This window comes from Streptomyces morookaense, from assembly GCF_013030945.1.
In the GTDB taxonomy this organism is placed as follows: Bacteria; Actinomycetota; Actinomycetes; order Streptomycetales; family Streptomycetaceae; genus Streptomyces; species Streptomyces morookaensis.
Genome location: NZ_JABBXF010000006.1, coordinates 179,410 through 205,622 on the forward strand (window position 1 = coordinate 179,410; position 26,213 = coordinate 205,622).

23 protein-coding genes are annotated in these 26,213 nt (G+C 71.8%); 17 read left to right on the forward strand and 6 right to left on the reverse strand.

The window, feature by feature from the left end:
• The first annotated feature begins 112 nt into the window (after positions 1-112).
• The 5 genes from pdhA (HG542_RS04075) to HG542_RS04095 are packed head-to-tail and all read left to right on the forward strand — an operon-like array spanning position 113 to position 6,086.
• The gene (pdhA, locus tag HG542_RS04075; RefSeq protein WP_171078615.1) at positions 113-1,288 is read left to right on the forward strand and encodes a pyruvate dehydrogenase (acetyl-transferring) E1 component subunit alpha; all 1,176 of its coding nucleotides are present in this window, start codon (positions 113-115) and stop codon (positions 1,286-1,288) included.
• Positions 1,285-2,322 (forward strand): alpha-ketoacid dehydrogenase subunit beta, encoded by a 1,038-nt coding sequence (locus tag HG542_RS04080; protein WP_171078616.1) that lies wholly within the window; start codon positions 1,285-1,287, stop codon positions 2,320-2,322. Before pdhA (HG542_RS04075) ends, HG542_RS04080 begins: the two co-directional genes overlap by 4 nt.
• A complete protein-coding gene (locus HG542_RS04085) occupies positions 2,322-3,659 on the forward strand; it encodes a dihydrolipoamide acetyltransferase family protein (protein WP_171078617.1) in 1,338 nt (445 codons plus the stop codon). Before HG542_RS04080 ends, HG542_RS04085 begins: the two co-directional genes overlap by 1 nt.
• A gap of 43 nt (positions 3,660-3,702) precedes the next feature.
• The gene (locus tag HG542_RS04090; protein WP_229922648.1) at positions 3,703-4,581 is read left to right on the forward strand and encodes an NTP transferase domain-containing protein; all 879 of its coding nucleotides are present in this window, start codon (positions 3,703-3,705) and stop codon (positions 4,579-4,581) included.
• Complete coding sequence (locus HG542_RS04095; RefSeq protein WP_171078618.1) at positions 4,578-6,086, forward strand: molybdopterin molybdotransferase MoeA; 1,509 nt, start codon at positions 4,578-4,580, stop codon at positions 6,084-6,086. The genes HG542_RS04090 and HG542_RS04095 overlap by 4 nt, the downstream gene beginning before the upstream one ends.
• A 132-nt stretch (positions 6,087-6,218) precedes the next feature.
• Here HG542_RS04095 and HG542_RS04100 read toward each other — a convergent pair whose 3' ends face one another.
• Positions 6,219-7,337, reverse strand: coding sequence for a potassium channel family protein (locus HG542_RS04100; RefSeq protein ID WP_171078619.1), 1,119 nt, complete (start codon positions 7,335-7,337; stop codon positions 6,219-6,221).
• 101 nt (positions 7,338-7,438) lie between these two features.
• Between HG542_RS04100 and HG542_RS04105 the strand changes: the two genes are divergently transcribed.
• The 3 genes from HG542_RS04105 to HG542_RS04115 all read left to right on the forward strand — a co-directional run bounded on the left by HG542_RS04105 (position 7,439) and on the right by HG542_RS04115 (position 9,651).
• Positions 7,439-8,416 (forward strand): NAD(P)H-quinone oxidoreductase, encoded by a 978-nt coding sequence (locus tag HG542_RS04105; RefSeq protein WP_171078721.1) that lies wholly within the window; start codon positions 7,439-7,441, stop codon positions 8,414-8,416.
• Between the two features lie 104 nt (positions 8,417-8,520).
• Positions 8,521-8,967 carry a hypothetical protein gene (locus tag HG542_RS04110; protein WP_171078620.1) on the forward strand — a complete coding sequence of 149 codons (447 nt, stop codon included), beginning with the start codon at positions 8,521-8,523 and terminating at the stop codon, positions 8,965-8,967.
• A gap of 123 nt (positions 8,968-9,090) precedes the next feature.
• Positions 9,091-9,651, forward strand: coding sequence for a bacterial proteasome activator family protein (locus tag HG542_RS04115; RefSeq protein WP_171078621.1), 561 nt, complete (start codon positions 9,091-9,093; stop codon positions 9,649-9,651).
• Positions 9,652-9,707: 56 nt separating this feature from the next.
• Here the strand turns inward: HG542_RS04115 and HG542_RS04120 are convergent, their stop codons facing one another.
• The gene (locus HG542_RS04120) at positions 9,708-11,375 is read right to left on the reverse strand and encodes a protein kinase domain-containing protein (RefSeq protein ID WP_171078622.1); all 1,668 of its coding nucleotides are present in this window, start codon (positions 11,373-11,375) and stop codon (positions 9,708-9,710) included.
• Positions 11,376-11,705: 330 nt separating this feature from the next.
• On the opposite strand from HG542_RS04120, the gene HG542_RS04125 reads away from it, so the two are divergent.
• A complete protein-coding gene (locus tag HG542_RS04125; RefSeq protein ID WP_171078623.1) occupies positions 11,706-13,307 on the forward strand; it encodes a protein kinase domain-containing protein in 1,602 nt (533 codons plus the stop codon).
• 10 nt (positions 13,308-13,317) lie between these two features.
• Here the strand turns inward: HG542_RS04125 and HG542_RS04130 are convergent, their stop codons facing one another.
• The 3 genes from HG542_RS04130 to HG542_RS04140 all read right to left on the reverse strand — a co-directional run bounded on the left by HG542_RS04130 (position 13,318) and on the right by HG542_RS04140 (position 15,577).
• Positions 13,318-14,358, reverse strand: a complete 1,041-nt coding sequence (locus tag HG542_RS04130; protein ID WP_171078624.1) for a phosphotransferase — start codon at positions 14,356-14,358, stop codon at positions 13,318-13,320.
• 15 nt (positions 14,359-14,373) lie between these two features.
• Complete coding sequence (locus HG542_RS04135) at positions 14,374-14,832, reverse strand: pyridoxamine 5'-phosphate oxidase family protein (RefSeq protein WP_171078625.1); 459 nt, start codon at positions 14,830-14,832, stop codon at positions 14,374-14,376.
• Between the two features lie 85 nt (positions 14,833-14,917).
• The gene (locus tag HG542_RS04140; protein ID WP_308110139.1) at positions 14,918-15,577 is read right to left on the reverse strand and encodes a response regulator; all 660 of its coding nucleotides are present in this window, start codon (positions 15,575-15,577) and stop codon (positions 14,918-14,920) included.
• Between the two features lie 349 nt (positions 15,578-15,926).
• Between HG542_RS04140 and pdhA (HG542_RS04145) the strand changes: the two genes are divergently transcribed.
• The 6 genes from pdhA (HG542_RS04145) to HG542_RS04170 all read left to right on the forward strand — a co-directional run bounded on the left by pdhA (HG542_RS04145) (position 15,927) and on the right by HG542_RS04170 (position 22,557).
• A complete protein-coding gene (gene pdhA / locus HG542_RS04145; RefSeq protein ID WP_171078627.1) occupies positions 15,927-17,084 on the forward strand; it encodes a pyruvate dehydrogenase (acetyl-transferring) E1 component subunit alpha in 1,158 nt (385 codons plus the stop codon).
• A 2-nt stretch (positions 17,085-17,086) separates the two neighbouring features.
• Entirely contained in the window at positions 17,087-18,067 is a 981-nt protein-coding gene (locus HG542_RS04150) for an alpha-ketoacid dehydrogenase subunit beta (RefSeq protein WP_171078628.1), read from the forward strand.
• A gap of 20 nt (positions 18,068-18,087) precedes the next feature.
• Entirely contained in the window at positions 18,088-19,479 is a 1,392-nt protein-coding gene (locus HG542_RS04155; RefSeq protein WP_171078629.1) for a dihydrolipoamide acetyltransferase family protein, read from the forward strand.
• A 171-nt stretch (positions 19,480-19,650) separates the two neighbouring features.
• Positions 19,651-20,493 (forward strand): helix-turn-helix transcriptional regulator, encoded by an 843-nt coding sequence (locus HG542_RS04160; RefSeq protein WP_171078630.1) that lies wholly within the window; start codon positions 19,651-19,653, stop codon positions 20,491-20,493.
• Between the two features lie 82 nt (positions 20,494-20,575).
• Positions 20,576-21,238: a GntR family transcriptional regulator gene (locus HG542_RS04165; protein WP_171078631.1), complete on the forward strand. Its 663-nt coding sequence runs from the start codon at positions 20,576-20,578 to the stop codon at positions 21,236-21,238.
• Entirely contained in the window at positions 21,235-22,557 is a 1,323-nt protein-coding gene (locus tag HG542_RS04170) for an MFS transporter (protein WP_171078632.1), read from the forward strand. The genes HG542_RS04165 and HG542_RS04170 overlap by 4 nt, the downstream gene beginning before the upstream one ends.
• Positions 22,558-22,587: 30 nt before the next feature.
• On the opposite strand, the gene HG542_RS04175 is transcribed toward HG542_RS04170, so the two are convergent.
• Positions 22,588-23,418, reverse strand: coding sequence for a maleylpyruvate isomerase family mycothiol-dependent enzyme (locus HG542_RS04175; RefSeq protein ID WP_171078633.1), 831 nt, complete (start codon positions 23,416-23,418; stop codon positions 22,588-22,590).
• A gap of 110 nt (positions 23,419-23,528) precedes the next feature.
• Between HG542_RS04175 and HG542_RS04180 the strand changes: the two genes are divergently transcribed.
• Positions 23,529-24,302: a carbon-nitrogen family hydrolase gene (locus HG542_RS04180; RefSeq protein ID WP_171078634.1), complete on the forward strand. Its 774-nt coding sequence runs from the start codon at positions 23,529-23,531 to the stop codon at positions 24,300-24,302.
• 107 nt (positions 24,303-24,409) lie between these two features.
• Complete coding sequence (locus HG542_RS04185; RefSeq protein ID WP_171078635.1) at positions 24,410-25,960, forward strand: recombinase family protein; 1,551 nt, start codon at positions 24,410-24,412, stop codon at positions 25,958-25,960.
• Positions 25,961-26,213 lie beyond the last annotated feature (253 nt).

A 26,213-nucleotide genomic window follows, 5' to 3' on the forward strand; every position in this document is an offset into this window, starting at 1 on the left:
TTGTCCACAGGCTCGGGCCGCCTGTAGCCAAAATGCGCCGACGACCGAACAATCGGTAGGGAGAGCGCAGGACGCTTTCCGGTCACGCTCGTCCCATGAGGAGGTGCTCGTCATGACGGTTCTGGAGCAGCCCGGCTCGTACCGCCCCGCCCCGCCGCCCGCCTGGCAGCCCCGTACCGATCCGGCACCGCTGCTGCCCGAGGCGGAGCCCCTCCGGGTGCTGGGCACCCCGGCGGCGGGCGGGCTCGACCCCGTGCTGCTCGGCCGGATGTACGGCGAGCTCGTGCGCGGCCGGCGGTACAACGCCCAGGCCACCGCGCTGACCCGGCAGGGCAGGCTCGCCGTCTACCCCGCCTCCACGGGACAGGAGGCGTGCCAGGTCGCCGCCGCGCTCGCCCTGGAGCCGCAGGACTGGCTCTTCCCCAGTTACCGCGACACGCTCGCCGCCGTCGCCCGCGGCCTGGACCCGGTCGACGCCCTGACCCTGCTGCGCGGCGACTGGCACACCGGCTACGACCCGCACGAACACCGCGTCGCCCCGCTGTGCACACCGCTCGCCACCCAACTCCCGCACGCCGTCGGCCTCGCGCACGCCGCGCGGCTGAAGGGGGACGACGTCGTCGCCCTCGCCCTCGTCGGGGACGGCGGCACCAGCGAGGGCGATTTCCACGAGGCGCTCAACTTCGCCGCCGTCTGGCGCGCCCCGGTCGTCTTCCTCGTCCAGAACAACGGCTTCGCCATCTCCGTCCCGCTGGCCAAGCAGACCGCCGCGCCGTCCCTCGCCCACAAGGCCGTCGGATACGGCATGCCCGGCCGGCTGGTCGACGGGAACGACGTGGCCGCCGTCCACCAGGTGCTGACCGAGGCCGTACGGCACGCGCGGAACGGCGGCGGCCCCACCCTGGTCGAGGCCGTCACCTACCGGATGGACGCCCACACCAACGCCGACGACGCCACCCGCTACCGCAGCGACGCCGAGGTCGAGGCCTGGCGCGCGCACGATCCGATCGCCCTGCTGGAACGGGAGCTGACCGGTCGCGGGCTGCTCGACGAGGCGGGCATACGGGAAGCGCGGGAGGCGGCCGAGCGCATGGCCGCGGATCTGCGCGAGCGGATGAACCGGGATCCCGTGCTCGACCCCATGGAACTCTTCACCCACGTTTACGCCGAACAGACTGCCCAACTGCGCGAGCAGGCAGCACAATTGCGGGCCGAGCTGGCCGCTGCCGGGGAACCCTCCCCGGCCTGCCGGGAGGACGACGGCCCCCAGGAAGGAAGGCGGCGATGACCACCGCTGCTGTCGGGACGGTACACAGGGCCACGGCGCTGGCGCAGGCGCTCGGGAGGGCGCTGCGCGACGCCATGGCCGAGGATCCGTCCGTCCATGTGCTCGGCGAGGACGTCGGCACCCTGGGCGGCGTCTTCCGGGTCACCGACGGGCTGGCCAAGGAGTTCGGCGAGGACCGCTGCACCGACACCCCGCTGGCCGAGGCGGGCATCCTCGGGGCGGCCGTGGGCATGGCGATGTACGGGCTGCGGCCGGTCGTCGAGATGCAGTTCGACGCCTTCGCCTACCCGGCCTTCGAGCAACTCGTCAGCCACGTCTCACGGATGCGCAACCGCACCCGCGGCGCGCTGCCGATGCCCATCACCGTGCGGGTGCCCTACGGCGGGGGCATCGGCGGCGTCGAGCACCACAGCGACTCCTCCGAGGCGTACTACCTGGCCACCCCCGGCCTGCACGTGGTCGCCCCGGCCACCGTCGCGGACGCGTACGGCCTGCTGCGCGCCGCCATCGCCTCCGACGACCCGGTCATCTTCCTGGAGCCCAAGCGCCTGTACTGGTCCAAGGACGGCTGGGACCCCGAACGGCCCGAGCAGGTGCCCGGCATCGGGCGGGCCGTCGTCCGCAGGCAGGGCACCTCCGCGACGCTGATCACCTACGGGCCGTCCGTGCCCGTCTGCATGGAGGCCGCCGAGGCCGCCGGTGCCGAGGGGTGGGACCTGGAAGTGATCGACCTGAGGTCGCTGGTGCCCTTCGACGAGGAGACGGTCTGCGCGTCCGTGCGGCGCACCGGGCGGGCCGTCGTCGTCCACGAATCGACCGGATTCGGCGGTCCCGGAGGGGAGATCGCCGCCCGGATCACCGAGCGCTGCTTCCACCACCTGGAGGCGCCCGTGCTGCGCGTCGCGGGCTTCGACATCCCGTATCCGCCGCCGATGCTGGAGAAGCACCAACTGCCCGGTGTGGACCGGGTGCTGGACGCGGTGGCGCGCCTGCAGTGGGAGTCCGAGTGGACGTCCGAGGGCGGTGTGCGGTGATGGCCGTCGTCAAGGAATTCACCCTGCCGGACCTGGGCGAGGGGCTCACCGAGGCACAGGTCGTGCGCTGGCTGGTCGCGGTGGGGGACGTGGTCTCCGTCGACCAGCCGGTGGTCGAGGTCGAGACGGCCAAGGCGATGGTCGAGGTGCCGTGCCCCTACGGAGGCGTCGTCACGGCGCGCTTCGGCGAGGAGGGCACGGAACTGCCGGTGGGCGCACCGCTGTTGACGGTGGCCGTGGGGGAGCCGGAGCCGGGCGGCAAGGGTCCGGACGGCCCGGACGCTTCCCGGGGCTCGGGCAACGTGCTGGTCGGTTACGGTACCCAGGCGCCCGCGGCCCGCCGCCGCAGGGTGCGGCCGGGCGACCGCGGCGCCGCAGAGACCGCCGGCCCGGACGGCGTGTCCGGGGCTCCGGCCTCCGTCGCCGTCATATCGCCGCTCGTCCGCCGGCTCGCACGCGAACGCGGGCTGGACCTGCGGCGGATCCGGGGGACGGGCCCGGAGGGGCTGATCATCCGGGCGGACGTGGAGCAGGCAGCACAGGCGGCACATGCGGCTCAGGCCTCCCATGCCGCCGCGGCAGCCGTGCCGCGCGGCGCGGCGTCCCCGGCCGTCCGCACGGCCCGTACGTCCGGCCGCCGCAAGACCGACGGGCTGCGCGTGCCGCTGCGCGGCATGCGCGGCGCGGCCGCCGAGAAGCTCAGCCGCAGCCGCCGGGAGATCCCGGACGCCACCTGCTGGGTCGACGCGGACGCCACGGAACTGCTGACCGCCCGGAAGGCCATGAACGTCTCCGGCGGCGCGAAGGTGTCGCTGCTCGCCCTGCTGGCCCGCATCTGCACGGCCGCGCTCGCCAAGTACCCCGAGCTCAACGCGACCGTCGACACCGAGGCGCACGAGATCGTCCGGCTGCCCGGAGTGCACCTGGGGTTCGCCGCGCAGACCGACCGCGGGCTGGTCGTCCCCGTCGTCAAGGACGCCCACGCGCGCAACGCGGTCGAGCTGTCGGTGGAGATGGCCCGCCTCACCGAGGCCGCGCGGGCGGGCAAGCTCAGCCCCGCGGAGCTGACGGGCGGCACGTTCACCCTCAACAACTACGGGGTGTTCGGGGTGGACGGCTCCACGCCGATCATCAACCACCCCGAGGCGGCCATGCTCGGCGTCGGCCGGATAGCGCCCAAGCCCTGGGTGCACGAGGGCGAACTCGCCGTGCGGCACGTGGTGCAGCTGTCGTTCACGTTCGACCACCGGGTGTGCGACGGCGGTACGGCGGGCGGCTTCCTGCGGTACGTGGCCGACTGCGTCGAACAGCCGGCGGTGCTCCTGCGCTCGCTCTGACCCGGCGGAACCCCGCACTCCCCGGAGGCGGCACACTCGTCGGGTGACCAACGATCCGGTGTACGACGCAGTGGTCCTGGCCGGCGGTGCGGCCCGCAGGCTCGGCGGAGCGGACAAGCCCGCCGTGCGGGTGGGCGGGCGGCCGTTGCTCGACCGGGTGCTGAGCGCCTGCGGCGGTGCCGCCCGCACGGTCGTCGTGGGACCGCGCAGGGCGACGGTGCGGCCCGTGCTCTGGGCCCGTGAACAGCCGCCCGGAGGCGGCCCGCTCGCCGCCCTGAACGCCGGGCTGCGCCAGGTCTCCGCGGCGACGGTCCTCCTGCTCTCCGCCGACCTGCCGTTCCTCGACGAACAGGCCGTACGGGCGCTGCTCGGCGCCCTCGGCGAGCACGCCGGCACGGCCGAGGGCGCCGTCCTCACGGATCCCGGCGGCCGGGAACAGCCCCTCGTCGCCGCCTACCGCACCGAGGCGCTCCGGCGGGAACTCGGGCTCCTCGCCGCCGAGCACGGCACGCTCTCCGGCCTGCCCCTGCGGCTCCTCACCGCGGAGCTTTCGCTGACCCGGCTGCACCACCCCACCGCGTCCTTCGACTGCGACACCTGGGAGGACATCGGCACGGCCCGCGCCCGGATCAGGGACGATGGGAGCGTGCTGGATGAATGGATCTCCGCGGTCAAGGCCGAACTCGGCATCGAGATCGATGTCGACACGGCAGGCCTGCTCGACCTCGCGCGCGACGCCGCGCACGGCGTGGCCCGTCCGGCCGCGCCCCTGACGACCTTCCTCGTCGGCTATGCCGCGGCGCTCCGCGGCGGCGGCCCGGAGGAGCTCGCCGAGGCCGCCCGCAAGGCCACGGCGCTCGCCGCGCGCTGGGCCGAGGAGGGCGGTGCGGCGGAGCCGCAGAAGCCCGACGGGTCGTCATGACCGGCCGGCGGGAGGCGGACGCCTCGCTCGACCGCGCCACGGACGAGGCCCTGGCGCTCTTCGCGGACACCCGGGCCGCGGCGGCGGAGCCGGATCCTGACCCCGAGCCGCAGCGGGAGAGCCGCGGGCCGGGCGGCCCCCTCCCCTTCGACTTCCCGTTCGACGAGGACCCCTTCGAGGACGCCCCCGCGGCCCCCGGGCGCGAAGAGCCGCCGCTGGACGTGCCGTTCGCGGGCGTCCGCTACTACGACGCGACGGGCGGCACGGCGGAGCGGACGGGCGACGGCACCGAGCCGTCCCCCGGCCACGGCACCCCCTGGCAGGCGGCCCGCCGGACGGCCGCCCTGGCCACCGCACCTCTGCAGCCCTGCCCGCGCCCCCTCGGCGATGCCCTCGGCCACACGCTGGCCGCACCGCTCACCGCCCTGACCGACCTGCCGTCCTTCGACACCTCGGCCATGGACGGCTGGGCCGTCGCCGGGCCCGGCCCCTGGCGGCTCCCCGCCGACGGGGACGGCATCCTCGCCGGGCACGCCGGGACCGACGTGCTCCGCGACGGCCATGCCGTCCCGATCGCCACCGGCGCACGCGTGCCGGCCGGGGCGACGGCCGTCCTGCGCAGCGAGTACGGCATCGTGCGGGACGCGGGCGAACTGCTGCACGCCACCCGGCACATCACCCAGGGCGCCGACATCCGTCCGCGCGGCCAGGAGTGCCGCACCGGAGACGCCCTCGTGCCCGCCGGCACCCTCGTCGGCCCCGCCGTGCTCGGCCTCGCCGCGGCGACCGGCTACGACGAGCTGACCGTCGCCCCGCGTCCGCGCGTCGAGGTGCTCGTCCTCGGCGACGAACTGCTGCGCGAAGGCCTGCCGGACGAGGGCCGCATCCGCGACGCGCTCGGCCCGATGCTCGGGCCCTGGCTGCGGGCCCTGGGGGCCGAGGTGACGGCGACGCGGTTCCTCGGCGACGATGCGGCGGCGCTGCGCGCGGCGCTCAATGCGTCCGATGCCGACCTGGTGCTCACCACCGGGGGCACGGCCGCCGGGCCCGTCGACCACGTCCACCCCACGCTGTGCGAGCTCGGTGCCGAGTGGCTGGTCGACGGCGTCGCCGTGCGCCCGGGCCACCCCATGCTGCTGGCCCGCTACGGGCCCGGGAAGCACGTGGTCGGGCTCCCCGGCAATCCGCTGGCCGCCGTCGCGGGGCTGTTGACGCTCGCCGAGCCGCTGCTCGGCACCCTCGCGGGGCGCGGCGCGCGCAGGCCGCGCCGGGCCGTGCTCACGGAGGCCGTGGCCGGGCGGCCGTCGGACACCCGGCTCGTACCGGTCGCCGACCGCGGCGAGGGCCGCGCGCGTCCGCTGCGCTTCCACGGTCCGGCGATGCTGCGCGGCCTGGCGGCCGCGGACGCGCTGGCGGTGGTCCCGCCGGGCGGTGCGCCTCGCGGCGCGACGGTGGAACTGCTGGGTTTGCCTTGGGCGGACGGCGCGTCGGGCGGCGCCCCGTAAGGGATGCGGGGAACTGCGCGAGCAACCACGACGCGCCCGCAGTCGAGGCGCCCAGGGGCTTCGCCCCGGACCCCTGGGGTAGTGCGTCGGCTGCAGGCCGTCGGTGGCTGGTCGCGCAGTTCCCCGCGCCCCTTACGGGGCGCCCGTGACGGGCGAGTTCTGCCTGATCGTGACCACGCGATCCGCCAAGTGGAGGGATGCCGCCTCAGGATCCGTGTACGGCAGCAGCCGGTGCCCCCGGATCACCGCCACCACCAGGTCGGCGCAGTCCCGGGGGCTGCGGCCCGCCTCGCTCTTCGTCACCGGGCGTTCGACGACGTCCAGGCCGTGGCCGTACGTCAGCAGGTCCTCCAGGACGTTGCCGACGTTCGGGCTCAGCATGGACATACCGAGCAGCCGCCCGGCCGAACTGGAGCTGGTGACAACCGTGTTGGCGCCGCTCTGCCGCAGCAGCGGGACGTTCTCGTCCTCCCGCACGGCGACGACGATCGTGGCGTGCTTGTTGAGCTGGCGGGCCGTGAGCGTCACCAGGGCGGCCGTGTCGTCCCGTTCCGTGGAGATCACGACATGCGTGGCCCGCTGCAGCTCGGCGCGCAGCAGGGTCTCGGACCTGGTGCCGTCGCCGAGGACGCCCACGAGACCGTCGCTCGCGGCGGCGTCCACCGCCTTCTTCTGCGGGTCCACGACGACGATCTTGTCCTTGGGCTTGCCCTGCCCGATCAGGGTGTCGATGGTGTGACGGCCCTTGGTGCCGTATCCCACGACGACGGTGTGGTCTCGCATCCGCGACCTCCAGCGGTGAACGCGTACTTGCTGCCGTGTCCGTTCGGTGAGCACTTCGAGCGTGGTGCCGACCAGGATGATCAGGAACAGCACGCGGAGCGGCGTCACCAGCAGCACGTTGCTCAGGCGGGCGCTGTCGCTGTACGGGACGATGTCGCCGTAACCGGTGGTGGACAGGGTGACGGTGGAGTAATAGAGGGCGCCGAGGAAACCCACCTCGCCGCCCGCGTTGTCGTGGTAGCCGTTCCGGTCGGCGTAGACGATGAAGACCGTGGCGGCCATGACGAGCAGCGCCATGAGCAGCCGCCGGGCGACCTGGCGCAGGGGCGAGGCGGCACCCTGGACGGGCAGCACGATGGTCCGGCCGGCCTCGATGTCCTCGGCGTCGGGGCGGCCCCGGCGGAGCAGGGACCGGATGAGTGCCCTGTTGCCCCGCGGACCGGGGGATTCCGGGCGGTCAACCGTCATCTGTCGGCCTCAAGGCTGCATTCGTCACATTTCGCACGCAGCCCATGATCTCCTATCGCCTTGCGCAGCGAGGAGCGTCACCCGTGAGTAGCCTCGCGCTCATGCATGCGATCACCATTCCCGTTCCCGGCGGACCCGAGGCCCTCGTGTGGGCGGAGGTCCCCGACCCCGTGCCCGGCGCGGGCGAGGTACTGGTCGAGGTCGTCGCCAGTGCCGTCAACCGTGCCGATCTGCTGCAGCGGCAGGGCTTCTACGACCCACCGCCCGGTGCGTCCCCCTACCCCGGTCTCGAATGCTCCGGTCGGATCGCCGCGCTCGGTCCCGGAGTGAGCGGCTGGGCGGTCGGTGACGAGGTGTGCGCGCTGCTGGCCGGCGGCGGCTACGCGGAGAAAGTCTGCGTGCCGGTCGGTCAGTTGCTCCCCGTACCGGACGGCATGGACATCGTCACGGCGGCCGCTCTGCCCGAAGTGACGGCCACTGTGTGGTCAAACGTTTTCATGGTGGCGCACCTCCGCCCCGGTGAGACGTTCCTCGCGCACGGCGGCGGCAGCGGAATCGGCACCATGGCCGTCCAGTTGGCCAAAGCGGTCGGGGCGCGCGTCGCGGTGACCGCGGGAGGCCAGGACAAGCTGGAGCGCTGCCGCGAGCTGGGTGCCGACATCCTCATCGACTACCGCGAACAGGACTTCGTCGAGGAACTGCACAAGGTGACCGGCGGAGTCGGCGCCGACGTCATCCTGGACATCGTCGGGGCGAAGTACCTGCAGCGGAACATCGACGCCCTGGCGGTCAACGGCCGGCTCGCCATCATCGGTCTGCAGGGCGGCCGCAAGGCCGAGATCGATCTGGGCAAGCTGCTGGCGAAGCGGGCGGCCGTCACGGCGACCTCGCTGCGCGGGCGGCCGCTCGCGGAGAAGGCGGCCATCGTGGCGGCCGTGCGGGAGCACGTGTGGCCGCTGATCGCCGGCGGGCGGGTGCGGGCGGTCGTCGACCGGACGATTCCCATGCGGGACGCCGCTGCCGCGCACCGGGTGCTGGAGGAGAGCGCGCACGTCGGCAAGGTGCTGCTCACGACATGAGCGGCACGGCCGCGTCACCCGACCGGACGGCCACCGGTGCGCCGCGGCCGGGCAGGGGTGTGAGGGTGGGGGTGATGTGACTCCTGCGAAGGGCGGTGGCGGCCGTGTGGATTGCCGGGGCCCTGGCCGGGCTGGCCATGGTGGTGCCGGGGGTGCTCATACCGGTGGTACCGGTGTCGGAGGCCCTGTCCGCACCGTCGCCGACGCCGTCGCCCACGGTGCCGTCCACCACGACCGTCTTCCCGTCGCCGCCCGTCCCCGGCAGGCGGCTCGCCGGGACCATGGCCGGTGAGGGCCGCCCGCACCCCGGGCGCGCCGACACGGCCGAACCGCGCCGCCCCGTCCCGCGGCCCTCGCACGCGGCGCCGATCGTGCCGCCCGTGCGCGAGGAGCCCGGCCCCGTGCGCGGGGCCTCGCACGGCCCGGGACCCGCGGCTGCGGAGCGGCCGGAGCCCGCGGAGCGGGTGATACGCGTGCTGCCGCTGGGCACCGGCATGGCACTGACCGGCCTGGGGCTGGGATTCATCGCCTGGCGGCTGCGGAGGCAGTAGGAGGCGGCGGGAGGCAGCGGGAGGCAGGAGCAGGGGAGCGCACGCCCCGCGCGAGGAAGCGGTGGATCAGGCGTGTACGGGGGCATCACCAGGGGGAAATCACCTGTGCGAGAGAATGGCGGCATGGATATGCCGAGGAATGAACGGTCGCAGGAGAGCCCGCACGTTCTGGTCGTAGGCCCGGACGGCATGGCTCTCGGCAGCGCCAGCCCCGGCGGCGGGGAGGGCGATGACGAATCGCGCGAGGTCCCGGTGACGGAGATGGTCGAGCAGCCCGCCAAGGTCATGCGCATCGGCAGCATGATCAAGCAACTGCTGGAGGAAGTGCGCGCCGCGCCTCTCGACGAGGCGAGCCGCGCCCGGCTCAAGGAGATCCACCACAGCTCCGTCAAGGAGCTCGAGGACGGCCTCGCCCCCGAGCTCGTCGAGGAGCTGGAGCGGCTGTCGCTGCCGTTCACGGACGAGACGATTCCGACCGAGGCCGAACTGCGCATCGCACAGGCCCAGTTGGTCGGCTGGCTGGAAGGCCTCTTCCACGGCATCCAGACGACGCTGTTCGCCCAGCAGATGGCGGCCCGCGCCCAGCTGGAGCAGATGCGGCGCGCCCTGCCCCCCGGTGTCCTCGCCGAGGACGAGCACGACGGCCAGCAGCACGGCGGCGCCCGCTCGGGCCCGTACCTGTAGGCGAATGGAAGAGGGGCCCTTGCCGAACCGGCAAGGGCCCCTCTTCCATCGGGTACTTACGACGCCGAGTCGCCGGTCGACACCGTCAGCACGAACTGCGCGCTCTTCGGGTCGAACGGGTCGCCCGCCTCGGGCGACTGGGTCATCACGGTGCCCTTGCCCCAGGTGTTCTCGTTGACCGGGTCCACGCGGTACTTCCAACCGGCGGCCTGCAGGCACTCCTTCACGGAGTCGATGTACAAGTACTTGAAGTCCGGAGCGGTCTTCTTCGTCTTGTCGTTGTAGGCGTCGTAGGCCTGCGTGCACTTCTCCTTGTCGATGGTCTTCGACTTGTCGCCGTCCTTGTGCTTGGCCTGCCCCGTGCCGCCACCGCTGCCGCCACCGCTGCCGCCGGAGGTGCTGCCCTGGCCGCCCGCTCCGCCGGGTGCGACCGGTGCGTTGGAGGACTTGTCGCCGCCTGCCTGGTCGGTCTTGTTGTTGTCCTCGCCGTTGAGGGCGATGGCGGCGATCACGCCGATGACCGCCAGGACCGCGACCACGGCCGAGCCGATGAGCACGGGCTTGTTGCTCTTGGCGGCGGGCGCCGGAGCCGGGGCGGGCGGCGGCGTCTGGTACGCGGGCGCCTGGGGCTGGTAGCCCCCCTGGACGGTCGGCGGCGGAGTCGACGGGCCATAGCCGCCGTACGGGTTCTGGACGGCCTGCTGCGGCTGGTACGGCGTCTGGACGGCCTGCGGACCGGGCGCCGGCATCTGGCTGTCCACGGGCGGGAAGACGGCGGAGCCGACCCCCGCACCGCTGCGGGCCGGCGGGCCGCCCGCGATGATGATCGGCGAGCCGGTCGCCTGCGCCGCACCGGCCACCCGGGCGCACTCGTCGCGCATGGCCTCGGCGCTGGGGAAGCGCTCGTTCGGGTTCTTCTTCAGCGCGCGCAGCACCAGCGCGTCGACGGCCGGCGGGATCGACCGGTTGATCGTGGAGGGCGCGACCGGCTCCTCCTGGACATGCGCGTAGGCGATGGCCAGCGGAGAGTCCGCGTCGAAGGGCAGCCGGCCGGTCAGCAGCTCGAAGAGCATGATGCCGACCGAGTACAGGTCGCTGCGGGCGTCCACACCGCGGCCCAGCGCCTGCTCGGGCGAGAGGTACTGCGGGGTGCCGACGACCATGCCGGTCTGGGTCATCGACGTCACGCCGGACTGCATGGCGCGGGCGATGCCGAAGTCCATGACCTTGACCACATTGCGCTTGGTCATCATCACGTTGCCCGGCTTGATGTCCCGGTGGACCAGGCCCATCTCGTGGCTGACCTCGAGCGCCGCCAGCACATCCGCCGTGATCTTGAGCGCCTTGTCGGTGGGCATCGCACCGTACTGGGCGACATCGGCGTCGAGCACCGAGCGCAGCGGCTTGCCCTCGATGTACTCCATGACGATGTACGGCATCGTCGAACCGTCGATCTCGTCCTCGCCGGTGTCGAAGACCGAGACGATGTTGGTGTGCGTGAGCTTGGCCACGGCCTGCGCCTCGCGGCGGAAGCGCTCGCGGAAGGAGGCCTCGCGGCCCAGCTCGGTGTGCAGGGTCTTGATGGCCACGTGCCGGTCGAGCACACTGTCGTGGGCGAGGTGCACGGAGGCCATGCCGCCCTCGCCGAGCAGGTCGCGGAGCTGGTAGCGGCCACCGCCGACCGTGCGTCCCGCGTACCGGCCGTGTGCGCCGTCCTGGCTCATGGTGTTGCTTCCCCCTCGGCGCACTGTGCACTGTCTGTGACCGGTGACGGTGGCGTACGGAGCCGGTTCACCGCGGCGATCCGGCTGTTCTTCGACGTATCCCGGCCAAGTCTGCCCCAGGGCGCGGGCACGTCAAGCCGCGTGCCCGTTCCGTGACCGGATGCGCGACAAGCCGTCACGGGATTTGCCTTGTTAGGGACGGTACGGGTTTGATGGCCGGTCCATCCCGGACCGGTGCACGCTGCGGAACCTGTAGCGTGGGCTGGCGGAAGACCGTATTGCCCCGCGCATCGCCCCCACGCGAGCGGCCAGACACGACGGCGAGGACTGATGGCACAGACGCAGAGCGCCCAGGGTCCGGGCGACCCTGACGCCAACGGGGGCGGAATGCCCGATGTGCCGGAAATGTGGGGCAATGGCGGGCTGGTCGGCGACGGCCGCTACCGCCTGACCCACCGGCTCGGCCGCGGTGGCATGGCCGAGGTCTTCGCCGCCGAGGACGTCCGTCTCGGCCGCACGGTCGCGGTGAAGCTGCTCCGCGCCGACCTCGCCGAGGACCCGGTCTCCAAGGCCCGCTTCACCCGCGAGGCACAGTCGGTCGCCGGTCTGAACCACCACGCCGTGGTCGCCGTCTACGACTCCGGCGAGGACACCGTCGGCCGCAACGTCGTGCCGTACATCGTCATGGAGCTGGTCGAAGGCCGCACCATCCGCGACCTGTTGCTCAACGCCGAGGCGCCGCCGCCCGAGCAGGCCCTGATCATCGTCTCCGGGGTGCTGGAGGCGCTGGCCTACAGCCACCAGCACGGCATCGTGCACCGCGACATCAAGCCCGCCAACGTGATCATCACGAACAACGGCGCGGTCAAGGTCATGGACTTCGGCATCGCCCGCGCCCTGCACGGTGCGGCGTCCACCATGACCCAGACCGGCATGGTCATGGGCACCCCGCAGTACCTCTCGCCCGAGCAGGCCCTCGGCAAGACCGTCGACGCCCGCTCGGACCTCTACGCCACCGGCTGCCTGCTCTACGAACTGCTGGCGCTGCGCCCGCCGTTCACCGGCGAGACCCCGCTCTCGGTCGTCTACCAGCACGTCCAGGACAACCCCGTCCCGCCGTCGCAGGTGCTCGGCAGCGTGCCGCCGGAGCTCGACGGCCTCGTCATGCGCTCCCTCGCCAAGGACCCGGACGACCGGTTCCAGAGCGCCGAGGAGATGCGCGGGCTGGTCCAGTACGCGCTGCAGATGCTGCAGGACGCGGGCGCCCACACGGGCGTCTGGAACACCGGTCCCGTCGACCACGCGACCGCGGCCACCCAGGCCATCGGCGGCATGGGCATGGGGGCCACCACGGCCATGCCGCATGCGCAGCACGGCAACACCTCGCAGCAGCCGATCCTGCCGCGGCGCCCCGGCGACAGCGGCGGCTTCGACGGCTACGGGGGCGGCGGGCAGGGCGGCTACGGCGGCGGTTCCGGCGGCGGCAAGGGGAAGACGGCGCTGATCGTCGCGGTGATCCTGATCATCGTGGCGCTGGGCGGCTTCTACGCGTACAAGCAGCTGGGCAGCAGCAACAACAACCAGACCGGCAATACGGACACCAAGATCTCCCAGTCCAACTCGCCGAGCGCCGAGCCGAGCAACTCCCCCGAGAAGCGCCTCAGCCCCAGCCCCAACCGCAACGGTCACACGGGCAGCGACAACAGTGACTGGGGCGACTCGACCGACGACGAGCCGACGACCGAGCCGACCCGGCACCGTTCGAAGTACCCGACCACGGACCCGTCGGCCAACCCGTCGAACCCGGACGTGCCGAGCGGGAAGCCCTCGCCCAACCCGTCGGGCGACGACAAGAACCCGACGACGCAGCCCCAGCCGAGCCACGGCACCGGCGACACCGCCGGCACCGTCCAGGGCACCACCGGGCACTGAACCCCGGGCGTCAGTCGGTGAAAGCCGCGCCGACCGCCTCGTACGAGCTGGTCCACCACACCGCCAGCGCCGCCGACGCCGGGAAACCGGGGTCGGCGCGGCGGTCGCCCAGCTGGTAGCGCCAGCGCAGCATCCAGAAGTCGTTCAGGCGCTCCCACCACACCCGGTGCACGGCCGCGGCGAGTTCGGCCGCGTCCGCGCCGGTGGCCCGGCGGTAGGCGCGTGCGTACGGCCGCACCTTCGCGAGGTCCAGCGTGCCGTCCGGGCGCACGAAGAAGATCACGGCGGCCCGGACCGCCTCCTCGGCGCGCGGCTGGACGCCCAGCCGGTCCCAGTCGACGATCGCGGCGGGCTCGGCGCCCCGGTAGAGCAGGTTCAGCGGGTGGAAGTCGCCGTGCACCCAGCCGCGGGCCGGGACGGCGGCCGCGCCGGGGCGCCGGTGGGCGTGCTGCTCCAGCAGGCCGCGGCGCTCGACGAGCCGGTGTTCGGCCAGTTCGTCGAAGGCGTCCCGGGCCCGGCGGCGCACAAGGGCCAGGAGATCCTCGATGAGGGCGTAGGTGGTCTCGGGATCGGCTGCGGCGTCCGGAGCCTCTCCAGCGGCCGTACAGGCCCGCCCAGGGCCCTCCATGACCTCTTCCAGGCATGTGTGCACATGGCCGAGCAGCGCGCCGAGCCGGTCGGACTGGCCCGTGGTGAGTTCGCCGCCGTCGCGGTGCCGCCCGTCGATCCAGGGGTGCAGGGCGTAGCAGCGGCCGCCGAGGACGGTCACGGTGGAGCCCTCGGAGTCGGCGACGGGCGGGACGACGGGCAGGCCGAGGGCGCCCAGCCGGCGGGTCACCTCGTGCTGGTGCGCGATGGCGGCCTCGTCGCCGTCCAGGTGGTGCTTGAGGAAGAAGCGGCCGCGGGTGGTGGAGAGGCGGTAGCCGCGGTTGAGGAGCCCCTCGGTGAGGGTCTCGCAGGAGACGGGCTCGCCGGCGTCGCCGTAGCGGCGCAGCAGGGTGCGCAGGGTGCCGCCGTCGGGTGGGGCAGGGGTGACAAGTGAGCGCGGCACGCCCCAAATGTTAGATCACGCTGAGTGCGCAGGTCGTCGCACAGGTACGCCTTCGAGATGGTGCAGGGTGATGAACTGGGGTTCTATGCACAGGTATTCAGGCGCGAAGGGCACGTCGTCCGCGAACCGGGGTGCGGGGCCGAAGAGTTCGAGCTCCGCCGGTTCCGGCACGCAGCGCCGTGCCGTGCCGACGAACTGCACGGTCCAGACGGTCTCTTCGCCGTCCTCGCGGTCGCCGATGTTGTCGGCGGAGTAGGCGACGACGCTGCCGTCGCAGGCCTGCGCGTACCCGAAGCCCTCGTGCAGCCGCAGCAGCACCCGGCCGCCGTCGACGACGTGCCGGGCGACGGTGACGAACGGCAGTGCGCGCAGGGTGACGGACACCCGGCCGTAGGGGGTGCGGCCGAGCAGTTCGAGCGCCCGGAAGGCGTCGCCGTCGTGCGCGCGGTGGGCGCCTGGGGGCACGGAGGACATGGTCACCACTCTGCCGGTCGGTCCCGCGGCGCCATAGGGGCGCCAGTCCCCTCCGGCACAGGGCCTTTGGTCCCTGATCCGGCGTTCAGCCCTTTCCGGCCTGCAGCCGGGCCACGTAGGCCGCCGCCTGGGAACGCCGCTCCATGCCCAGCTTGGACAGCAGGCTGGAGACGTAGTTTTTGATCGTCTTCTCGGCGAGGTGCAGCCGTTCGCCGATCGCGCGATTGGTCAGGCCCTCGCCGATGAGATCCAGAATGCGGCGTTCCTGATCGGTCAGCGAGTCCAGCCGGCCGTCCCCCTTGGGGTCCTTGCCGTCGCGCAGCCGTTCCAGCACCCGGGCCGTCGCCACCGGGTCGAGCAGGGATTTCCCGGCCGCCACGTCCCGCACGGCCGAGAGCAGTTCATTGCCGCGAATGGCCTTGAGGACATAGCCCGCGGCACCGGCGACGATCGCGTCGAAGAGGGCCTCGTCGTCCGCGTACGAGGTGAGCATCAGGCATTTGATGCTGTCATCGCGGGAGCGGATCTCACGGCATACTTCGACTCCGCTGCCATCCGGAAGGCGCACGTCCAGTACGGCGACGTCCGGCCGGGTGGCGGGAATGCGCACCAGTGCATCCGCGGCGGTGCCGGCCTCGCCCACGATCTCGATGTCGTCCTCGACGGAGAGGAGCTCATGGACGCCGCGACGGACGACTTCATGGTCGTCCAGCAGAAATACCGTGATTTTTCCTTCTTCGCGCACGAAGACAGTCTCACACATCGACTCTTCCCCTGCTCTTGTCCTCCGGGATAACGTGCCCCCGTTCCGGCACTGCACAAGGCTGTGACCAGGGGATGCGCCCCGCTTTCTCGATTTACTTGGAAATCCAAGCAAAATCGCAGGTCAAGAGGGGTTTCGCAGGAATGCGGTCCGCTGGGTAACGTGCTTATTGCAGGCCATTCGCCGGGGCGCCTGTCACGCCCGGTTCCGGCCTCGGCACACCCACCCCGTGTGCCCCGGGCGGCCGGGCGAGCCTCCCCCTGTCTCACGGCGGGGGGACTTCCCTCTGGCCGCCGGCGACCCCGGGGGCCGGACAGACGGAGGAGCACACGTGACCGTGGACAGCACTGCCGCGCGCAAGCCGCGACGCAGCAGCAGCAAGCGAGCCGGGGGCAAGAAGCCGGCCGACGGGGCCGGGCAGGAGCCGGAGCTCGTCCAGTTGCTGACGCCGGAGGGCGTACGGGTCGAGCACCCGGCCTACTCCATCGACCTGTCGCCCGCGGAACTGCGTGGTCTGTACCGGGACATGGTGCTGACCCGCCGGTTCGACGCCGAGGCGACCACCCTGCAGCGGCAGGGCGAACTCGGCCTGTGGGCCTCGCTGCTGGGCCAGGAGGCCGCCCAGATCGGCTCCGGCCGCGCGACCCGCGACGACGACTACGTCTTCCCGACCTACCGCGAGCACGGCGTCGCCTGGTGCCGCGGGGTCGACCCGACCAACCTCCTGGGCATGTTCCGCGGCGTGAACAACGGCGGCTGGGACCCCAACGAGAACAACTTCCACCTCTACACGATCGTCATCGGCTCGCAGGCGCTGCACGCGACCGGTTATGCGATGGGCGTGGCGAAGGACGGCGCGGACTCGGCCGTCATCGCGTACTTCGGCGACGGCGCCTCCTCGCAGGGCGACGTGGCCGAGGCGTTCACCTTCGCGGCCGTCTACAACGCGCCGGTGGTGTTCTTCTGCCAGAACAACCAGTGGGCCATCTCCGAGCCCACCGAGAAGCAGACCCGCGTGCCGCTCTACCAGCGTGCCCAGGGCTACGGCTTCCCCGGCGTGCGCGTGGACGGCAACGACGTGCTGGCCGTGCTCGCCGTGACCAAGGCGGCGCTGGAGCGCGCCCGCACCGGCGAAGGCCCCATGCTCATCGAGGCGTTCACCTACCGCATGGGCGCCCACACCACCTCCGACGACCCCACCCGCTACCGGCGCGACGCCGAGCGCGAGCAGTGGGAGGCCAAGGACCCGATCCTGCGGCTGCGGAGGTACCTGGAGAGCGAAGGCCACGCCGACGAGGCGTTCTTCGCGGAGCTGGAGACCGAGAGCGACGCCCTCGCCAAGCGGGTGCGGGACACCGTGCGCACCATGCCGGACCCCGACGACATGGCGATCTTCGAGAACATCTACGCCGACGGACACGCCCTGGTGGACGAGGAGCGCGCCCAGTTCGTCGCGTACCAGGCGCAGTTCGCAGAGGAGAGCAACTGACCATGAGCATCGACAAGCTCTCGATCGCCAAGGCGATCAACGCCTCCCTGCGCACGGCCCTGGAGACCGACCCGAAGGTCGTCGTCATGGGCGAGGACGTCGGCAAGCTCGGCGGCGTCTTCCGCGTGACCGACGGTCTGCAGAAGGACTTCGGCGAGGATCGGGTGATCGACACCCCGCTCGCGGAGTCCGGCATCGTCGGCACGGCGATCGGTCTGGCGCTGCGGGGCTACCGCCCGGTCGTGGAGATCCAGTTCGACGGTTTCGTCTTCCCGGCGTACGACCAGATCGTCACGCAGCTGGCGAAGATGCACGCCCGTGCACTCGGCAAGATCAAGCTGCCCGTCGTCATCCGCATTCCCTACGGCGGTGCGATCGGTGCGGTGGAGCACCACAGCGAGTCGCCGGAGGCGCTGTTCGCGCATGTGGCGGGTCTGAAGATCGTGTCGCCGTCGAACGCGGCGGACGCGTACTGGATGATGCAGCAGGCCATCCAGAGCGACGACCCGGTCATCTACTTCGAGCCCAAGCGGCGCTACCACGACCGCGCCGAGGTCGACACGGAGGCCATCCCCGGCCCCCTGCACGCCGCACGCACCGTGCGCTCCGGCACGGACCTGACCCTGGCCGCGTACGGGCCGATGGTCAAGACCTGCCTGGAGGCCGCCGCGGCGGCCGAGGAGGAGGGCAAGTCCCTGGAGGTGCTGGACCTGCGGTCGATCTCGCCGGTCGACTTCGACGGCATCCAGGCGTCCGTGGAGCGCACGCGCCGCCTGGTCGTGGTCCACGAGGCGCCGGTGTTCTTCGGTTCCGGCGCGGAGATCGCCGCCCGGATCACCGAGCGCTGCTTCTACCACCTGGAGGCCCCCGTCCTGCGGGTCGGCGGCTACCACGCGCCGTATCCGCCGTCGCGGCTGGAGGACGAGTACCTGCCCGGACTGGACCGGGTGCTCGACGCCGTCGACCGCGCACTGGCGTACTAGGGCCGAGGAGAGTCGTGACGATGACTGCCAGCAATCAGCGTTTCCGCGAGTTCAAGATGCCGGACGTGGGCGAGGGGCTCACCGAGGCCGAGATCCTCAAGTGGTACGTGAACGTGGGGGACACGGTCTCCGACGGTGACGTGGTGTGCGAGGTCGAGACGGCCAAGGCGGCCGTCGAACTGCCCATCCCCTTCGACGGCGTGGTCCACGAACTGCGCTTCCCCGAGGGCACGACGGTCGACGTCGGCAAGGTGATCATCTCCGTCGACACCGACCCCCAGGCGGGGCCCGCCGAGGCTCCCGCGCAGGCTGCTGCCCCGGCCGCCGCTCCGGCCGCGGAGGAGCCGGAGCCGGCCGGCAGGCAGGCCGTGCTCGTCGGCTACGGTGCCGCGCCCTCCTCGACCAAGCGCCGCGCGCGCAAGACGTCCGGCGGGCCCGCGGCGTCGGCCCTCGCCGCCGTGCAGTCCGAGCTGAACGGGCGCGGGGCACCGGTTGCGCCGGAGACGACCGCACCGGCGGCGACCCCGGTCGCCGCGCGGCCGCTGGCCAAGCCGCCGGTGCGCAAGCTCGCCAAGGACCTCGGCATCGACCTGGCGACGGTCGTCCCGACCGGGCCCGACGGGATCGTCACCCGCGAGGACGTGCACGCCGCCGCCCGGCCCGCCCCGGCCCCGGCCGTGGAGGCCCCCGCCGAGGCAACCGTGTCCGCGGCACGCGAGACCCGGATCCCCGTCAAGGGCGTCCGCAAGGCGACCGCGCAGGCCATGGTGGCCTCCGCGTTCACCGCCCCGCACGTCACGGAGTTCGTCACCGTCGACGTCACCCGCACCATGAAGCTCGTCCAGGAGCTCAAGACCGACCCCGACATGGCCGGCCTGCGCGTCAACCCGCTGCTGCTGGTCGCCAAGGCCCTGCTCGTGGCGATCAGGCGCAACCCGGACGTCAACGCCGCCTGGGACGAGGCGAACCAGGAGATCGTCCGCAAGGACTATGTGAACCTCGGCATCGCTGCCGCGACCCCGCGCGGGCTGATCGTGCCCAACATCAAGGACGCCCAGGCCAAGACGCTCCCCGAGCTGTCGAAGGCCCTGGCCGACCTGGTGACCACCGCCCGCGAGGGGAGGACCAGCCCGGCGGACATGCAGGGCGGCACCGTCACGATCACCAACGTCGGCGTCTTCGGCGTCGACACCGGCACGCCCATCCTCAACCCCGGCGAGTCCGCGATCCTCGCCCTCGGCGCGATCAGGCTCCAGCCGTGGGTCCACAAGGGCAAGATCAAGCCCCGCCACGTCACCACCCTGGCGCTGTCCTTCGACCACCGCCTCGTCGACGGCGAGCTCGGCTCCAAGGTCCTCGCCGACATCGCGGCGGTCCTGGAACAGCCCAAGCGCCTCATGACCTGGGGCTGACGGCACAGGACAAGGGGCCCGGATACTCTCTCCTCACCCCCCTCCAGTGAGGAGAGAGTGCGGCATCCGGGCCCCTCGTCCGTATGCAGAGCGGCCTACGGACAATCCACACTGGTCAGATGCGGGAATAGCCCGTGCGGGCAAATTACCCAAGGATGACCGACACTTGCAGTGTCGGAATTGGAGGCCGCTTTGGAGCCCGCGGTGGACCGTGACGGCGGGGAATCCATCAGCCGTCTGCTCCGCGCCTGGCGGGCCCGCGTCGACGCCCGGAACCTGCCCGAGCTGCGCGGAGTCTTCCCCAGGCCGGGGCGACGGCTGTCGCAGAAACACGTCGCCCGCATGACGGGCGTGAGCGAGGGCTGGTACCGGGCACTGGAGGCCGGCCGGCGCCAGGACTTCTCGGAAAGCTTTCTGCTGCGCGTCGCCGAGGCGCTGCGGCTGAGCGATGCCGAAACGCTGACGCTGTTCGTGGCCGTCACCGGCCGCCGCCCTCCCGAATTCGGCCGCTGCCGCCGGGATCTGCCGCCCGGCGTCAAAGCGCTGCTGGAACAGCAGGTCTCCTATCCGGCCTATCTGTCCGACGACGCCTGGAACATCGTCGCGGCCAACTCCCTCATGGGCGCCTGGTTCCCATGGGTGCTGCGGCCCAAGGCGAATCTGATGCGCTGGGCACTGCTGGACCCCGAGGCTCGGGAGCAGATGCTCGACTGGGAGGACAGCTGCGCGCGCATCTATCTCGCCATGCTCCGCGTCGCCTCCAACAGCAATCCCGGCAACACCGAACTGCACGGCCTCGTCCGGGAGATCCTCGCCGCCGACGCGGACTGCCGGCGCATCTGGGCCGAGGAGTACGACGTCGTCGAGCACCGGGACGGCCACGTCTTCCGGCTGCGCCTGCCGTACCACGGCGGGGCGGAGGTGCGGGTGACGTCGCATGTGCTGCTGCCGATACAGCGTCCTGATCTGCGGTTCGTGTTCATCACGCCGCTGGAGGGCTGGGCGGGGGTGTAAAGGCGCGCAGCGCACTCCTGAGCGCTGCTCACATCCCGGACGCGCTCTGACCACGCATCCCTGTTGTATCTATCCTGTGCGCATGCCATCCACCACCGCCCCCGCCGTCAGACGTCCCCCCGCCGCCGAACGCGTCTACACACACGTCAAGGACGCCGTCCTGCACCGCCGCTACGAGGGCGGCACCCTGCTCACCGAAGGCGACCTGGCCGAGGCCGTGGGGGTGTCGAGGACGCCCGTGCGCGAGGCGCTGCTGCGGCTGGAGGCCGAGGGGCTGCTCAAGCTCTACCCGAAGAAGGGAGCGCTCGTGCTGGCCGTGTCCGCACAGGAGATCGCGGATGTGGTGGAGACCCGGCTGCTCGTCGAGAAGCACGCGGCCGGCAAGGCCGTCCCCGCCGCGCCGGCGCTCATCGCCCGCCTGGAGGAGCTCATCGACGACATGCGCGCCCAGGCCGCCGCGGGCGACCTGGCCGCCGTCTCCGTCAGCGACCGCGCCTTCCATGCCGAGATCGTGCGCAGCGCGGGCAACCGGATCCTGTCGGGCCTGTACGAACAGCTCCGCGACCGCCAGCTGCGGATGGGCGAGGCCGTGATGCACGCCCACCCCGACCGCATCGCCAAGAACATCGCCGAGCACACCGAGATCCTCGACGCGCTGCGCTCCGGCGACGCCGAGGCCGCGATCCGCGTCGTCGACCGGCACGTCGGCTGGGTGGGCAACCTCGCCCGCGGAGAAGCCCGATGAGCACCGGCACCGCGGCGGGCGGCGGCACCGGCTCCATATCCCTGCCCGGCGACCCTCCGGGCGGTCGCCGGGCGCTGGCGGTCTGGGGCATCGGCGTCGCGGTCTACTTCGTCGCCATCATCTTCCGCACGAGCCTGGGCGTCGCCGGCATCGACGCGGCCGCCCGCTTCCACATCAACTCCTCCGCGCTGTCCACCTTCTCGATCCTCCAGCTGCTCGTCTACGCGGGCATGCAGATCCCCGTCGGCGTGCTGGTCGACCGGCTGGGCACCAAGAAGGTGCTGGGCATCGGCGTCGTCCTGTTCACCGCAGGCCAGTTCGGCTTCGCGCTCTCGCACTCGTACGCCACCGCCCTGGCCTGCCGGGCGCTGCTCGGCTGCGGCGACGCGATGACGTTCATCAGCGTGCTGCGGCTGGGCGCACGCTGGTTCCCCGCCCGGCACGGGCCGATGATCGCGCAGGTCGCCGCGCTGTTCGGGATGGCGGGCAACCTCGTCTCGACCGTCGTCCTCGCACGGCTGCTGCACAGCGCGGGCTGGACCACGACCTTCGGCGGCAGCGCGGCCGCGGGCGTGCTCGTCCTCGTGCTGATGCTGCTGTTCCTCCAGGACCATCCCGAGGGCCACGAGCCGCCGGCCGGCCCGCAGGCGGGCAAGGGATCCGTGCGCCGGCAGATCGCACTGGCCTGGCGCGAGCCCGGGACCCGGCTGGGCCTGTGGGTGCACTTCACCACGCAGTTCCCGGCGATGGTGTTCCTGCTGCTCTGGGGGCTGCCGTTCCTGGTGGAGGCCGAGGGGCTCTCGCGCGGCACGGCCGGGATGCTGCTGACGCTGGTGGTGCTGGTGAACATGGCCGTCGGCCTCGTCTACGGGCAGGTCATCGGCCGCCACCATGCGGCCCGGCTGCCGCTCGCCCTCGGCACGGTCGCCGCAACGGCCGTGCTGTGGGCGGCCGTTCTGGCCTGGCCGGGGCATGCACCCCTGTGGCTGCTGGTGACGCTGTGCACGGTGCTGGGCGCCTGCGGACCGGCCTCGATGATCGGCTTCGACTTCGCCCGGCCCGCCAACCCGCCCGAACGCCAGGGCACCGCCTCCGGCATCGTCAACATGGGCGGTTTCACGGCCTCGATCACCACCCTGCTGGCGGTGGGCATCCTGCTCGACGCCACCGGCGAGGACTACCGGGCCGCCTTCTCCTCGGTGTTCGTCCTCCAGGCGCTCGGCCTCTCGCAGATCCTGCGCCTGCGCGGCCGCGCCCGGCAGCGCGAACGCGAGCGCGTTGTCGCGTCGCGGGTGGAAACGGTGCACGTACCGGTGTGAGGACGCGGGGGACCGGACGGCCCCCCGCCCTCACGGAGTGACGGCGAACTCCCGCAGGATCGCGGCCGCCAGCACCGGATCGCCCTCCACCTTGATCCGGTCCGCGACGGCCTCCGCCCGCACCCGGCCGCACGCCAGCCGGACGAACAGCTCCCAGTCCATCGCGAACCCCACCGTCGGCCCCAGCGCGATGCTGCTGTCGATCGTCGCCCTGCCCTGCGAGCCGACCCGCACCGTCTGCAGGAACTCCACCGCACCGTGCACGTCGAAGGCGACCGTCGAACCCGGCTTCGCCTCCGCCCTCTCGGCCACCACCTTCGGCAGCGCCCGCAGCAGGAAGTCCCGCGCGAGCAGCGCACCCGGGGAATCCAGATTCCCCGGCACACCGAGCGCTCTGCGCAGATCCTGTTCGTGCACCCACACATCGAAGGCCCGTGTCGTCAACATCCGTTCGAGACTTGCCTCGTTGCCGCTGCCGAGCGGCCAGCGCACCAGCGCATTCGGCGAACGCATCTCGTTGCGCAACTGCCGCGACCGCCGGATGACCGTGTACTCCAGCTCGGAGGTCATCTCCAGGGCCGTGTGGCAGCGGCGCACATCGACCTGCACCTCGATGTACCGCGAGAACTCGTCGGTGACGTGGTAGAGATCGCGCGGCAGGGTGTGAATGGGCCGTGGTTCTCCCAGCATTTCGCATTCGACGCCGATGATGTGCGACACCACATCGCGCACGGACCACCCCGGGCAATCGGTGCGCAGATTCCAGTCGTTCTCGGCGAGCGGTTTCACCAAGTCGCCGATGGCTTCGATGGAGTGGGTCCAGGCGTCGATGGCGGGCTGAAGACTTGGGTGGACGGTCACGTGGATCCCTCGGCGGTGCTCGGACGCGGGTGCGGGGCAAGTGCTGTCTGGGTGCTCTCCCGTTAAGTTACGCTGCGCACGGGCAACTCGGCAGAGGAATGGTGGGTACGGTGCGCGCCTCCGTGATGCAGTTGAAGGTCGACCCGGCAGAATCCGTGGCGGCACGCCGCGAACGTGCCGCGGACCGCGTGCGGGCCCTGCACGGCAGCGACCTGGTGGTGCTCCCCGAACTGTGGACCACGGGCGCGTTCGCGTACGAGTCCTTCGCCGCGGAGGCCGAGAGCCTGGACGGCCCCACGGCCGGGGCGATGTCGCGGGCCGCCCGCGACACGGGCGTCTGGCTGCACGCGGGCTCGATCGTCGAGAAGGCCCCCGACGGCTCGCTCTACAACACCTCCCTCGTCTTCTCCCCCGACGGCGAACTCGCCCGCACCTACCGCAAGATCCACCGCTTCGGCTTCGACCGCGGCGAGGCCGTCCTGATGAGCGCGGGCCGCGAGATCGTCACGGTGCCCACGCCGGAGGCCACGCTCGGCCTGGCGACCTGCTACGACCTCCGCTTCCCCGAACTCTTCCGCGCCCTGACCGACGCGGGCGCGCAGATCCTCGTCGTCCCCGCGGGCTGGCCGGCCCGCCGCCGCGAGCACTGGCGGCTGTTCGCCCGCGCCCGCGCGGTCGAGGACCAGTGCTACGTCCTGGCGTGCGGCACGGCGGGCACCCACGCGGACGTGGAGCAGGCGGGCCACAGCATGGTGGTCGACCCCTGGGGCACGGTCCTCGCGGAGGCGGGCGAGGACGAGGAGGTCCTGACGGTGGACCTCGACCTGGCGACGGTCACGAAGACGCGCGAGGACTTCCCGGCGCTGAAGGACCGTGTGTTGTAGCGCCTCAACCGGCTTCGGGTCCTTGCCAGTCGACCCCTGGGGCGCACTTCGTCATCCTCAACTTCTGGAAGTTCACAACGAACCACGGAACTTCCAGAGACACTTACGTGGTGCACCAAGACTCAATCTGTGACCTGTACCTGCGCCTGTCGCTGGACAGGGGCGGCAAAACGGCAATTGAGAGGCAGGAGACGGACTGCCGTGCGTGGGCGGAGCGCAACGGCCTGACGGTCCGCAAGGTTCACATCGACCGGGGCCGCTCCGGTTACAAGACCGTGGAGCGCAAGGGGTTCGACGCCGCACTTGCGGCTGCCACCGCCGGAGTGGTCGGCACTCTGATCGTCTGGAAGCTCGACCGGCTGTCGCGCCAGGGCATCGGGCAGGTGGGTAAGGTCCTCGACGACATCGAGAAGGCGGGCGGCCGGCTTGTGTCCGTCATGGACGGCCTGGACACGTCGAACGACTCGGCCCGGATGATCGTCGCCATGCTCGCCGAACTGGCGCGCACGGAGTCCAAGAACCTGGGCACCCGTGTCGGGCACGCGAAGCGCTACCTCCGCAGCAAGGGCCAGTGGATCGGCGGACAGCCGCCTTACGGGCTGCGGGTGGATCCCGAGACCAAGAAGCTCGTCCATGATCCTGAGGACGTTGTCTACGCCCGTCTGATAGCGGATGAGGCGCTGGCTGGTACGTCCCTGGTGAAGATCGCCCGGCTGCTCAACGAGTACGAGATTCTGTCGCCCCGTGGTGGGCAGTGGAACGCGGCGAGCATCATGCAGCTTCTGAGGTCGCCAGCGTTCGCGGGGCTCATGCCCGAGACCGAGAGTGTGGAGACGGACGACGGGGAGCGGAAGTACACGGGGCGCGTCTTCCCGTACCGGGACCCGGAGACGCTGGACACGGTGGAGATCGGGGAGGGGATCATCACCGTGGGCGAGCGAGATAAGATCATCCGGCAGCTTGAGGAGCGGACGTTCGTGCACGCGGGCAAGCGTCGTCCGAAGGCCGAAGGAACGGCGCTGCTCACAGGGTTGATCTTCTGTGGGGTGCCGGGCTGTGGGCGGCGGATGCACCGTGTGGGCAACAGCTACCAATGCATGGCGCGCCGCGCGGGGAACCAGTGTCCCGGAGCCAACGCGATGGCCGGCCGCGTAGACGAATACGTCGCGGAGAGCTTCCTGTCCAAGCTTCCCGCCCTTGAGCCGACTGACCCTCTGGTGGTCGCGATGGCCGACCGCTGGGTTCACCGGTCCGATCCGGAGACGTTCGCCAAGCGGGATGCCATCAAGGCGGAGATCGAGGATGAGGAAGCGCGGTTGGCCGACCTTGAAGACGCCCGTTACGTCCGTGGTGAGTTCAAGGGTGCTGCGGCCGTGGAGCGGTATAACCGGCTGACGGGGCGACTCAAGGACCGTATAGAGGGGCTGCGCGCTGATCTGGCGAAGCTTCCGATGCCCTCGGTGGACGTGACCCCGATGCTGGATGGCGTGCTGCTGGAGGAAGCGTGGGAGGTCGCCACAGAGGCAGACCGCAGGGACCGTCTGTCCCTGGCGATCGACCGGGTGGAGGTCACCAAGGGGCAGCGTGGACGGCGCTTCGTGCCCGAACAGCGCGTCCGGATCAAGTGGGCGACGATCACTGAGGATGGCATTGCGTAAACCTGTTTGAACGCCTGTCGCGGCCCGTTGGTGGGGATTTCCCTGGCGGCGGGCTGTTCGGCGTTCCTGGGGCGCGTGTGGCCTTTGGGGATGTTGTGGGACCCGGGGTGACGATGGGGGCGATGCAGGAGGCGCCCCTTTCCTCGCCTCGCCCTCTGGCCACCTTGGTCAAGTGTCCGGGCGCTGCGCCCACAGTGATTCGTGCGCTCCCCGGCCACTCCCCGCTGGCTCCGGGCTCGGGCCGAGGCTGCCC

Excerpts from the sequence above, each read along its gene's own strand:
- HG542_RS04115 (WP_171078621.1), top strand. The coding sequence starts at position 9,091 with ATGGATATGCCGAGGAATGAACGGTCGCAGGAGAGCCCGCACGTTCTG.
- HG542_RS04155 (WP_171078629.1), top strand. The coding sequence starts at position 18,088 with ATGACTGCCAGCAATCAGCGTTTCCGCGAGTTCAAGATGCCGGACGTG.
- HG542_RS04150 (WP_171078628.1), top strand. The coding sequence starts at position 17,087 with ATGAGCATCGACAAGCTCTCGATCGCCAAGGCGATCAACGCCTCCCTG.
- HG542_RS04120 (WP_171078622.1), bottom strand. The coding sequence starts at position 11,375 with ATGAGCCAGGACGGCGCACACGGCCGGTACGCGGGACGCACGGTCGGC.
- HG542_RS04085 (WP_171078617.1), top strand. The coding sequence starts at position 2,322 with ATGGCCGTCGTCAAGGAATTCACCCTGCCGGACCTGGGCGAGGGGCTC.
- HG542_RS04165 (WP_171078631.1), top strand. The coding sequence starts at position 20,576 with ATGCCATCCACCACCGCCCCCGCCGTCAGACGTCCCCCCGCCGCCGAA.
- HG542_RS04170 (WP_171078632.1), top strand. The coding sequence starts at position 21,235 with ATGAGCACCGGCACCGCGGCGGGCGGCGGCACCGGCTCCATATCCCTG.
- HG542_RS04105 (WP_171078721.1), top strand. The coding sequence starts at position 7,439 with ATGCATGCGATCACCATTCCCGTTCCCGGCGGACCCGAGGCCCTCGTG.
- HG542_RS04080 (WP_171078616.1), top strand. The coding sequence starts at position 1,285 with ATGACCACCGCTGCTGTCGGGACGGTACACAGGGCCACGGCGCTGGCG.
- HG542_RS04100 (WP_171078619.1), bottom strand. The coding sequence starts at position 7,337 with ATGACGGTTGACCGCCCGGAATCCCCCGGTCCGCGGGGCAACAGGGCA.
- HG542_RS04135 (WP_171078625.1), bottom strand. The coding sequence starts at position 14,832 with ATGTCCTCCGTGCCCCCAGGCGCCCACCGCGCGCACGACGGCGACGCC.
- HG542_RS04095 (WP_171078618.1), top strand. The coding sequence starts at position 4,578 with ATGACCGGCCGGCGGGAGGCGGACGCCTCGCTCGACCGCGCCACGGAC.
- HG542_RS04125 (WP_171078623.1), top strand. The coding sequence starts at position 11,706 with ATGGCACAGACGCAGAGCGCCCAGGGTCCGGGCGACCCTGACGCCAAC.
- pdhA (WP_171078615.1), top strand. The coding sequence starts at position 113 with ATGACGGTTCTGGAGCAGCCCGGCTCGTACCGCCCCGCCCCGCCGCCC.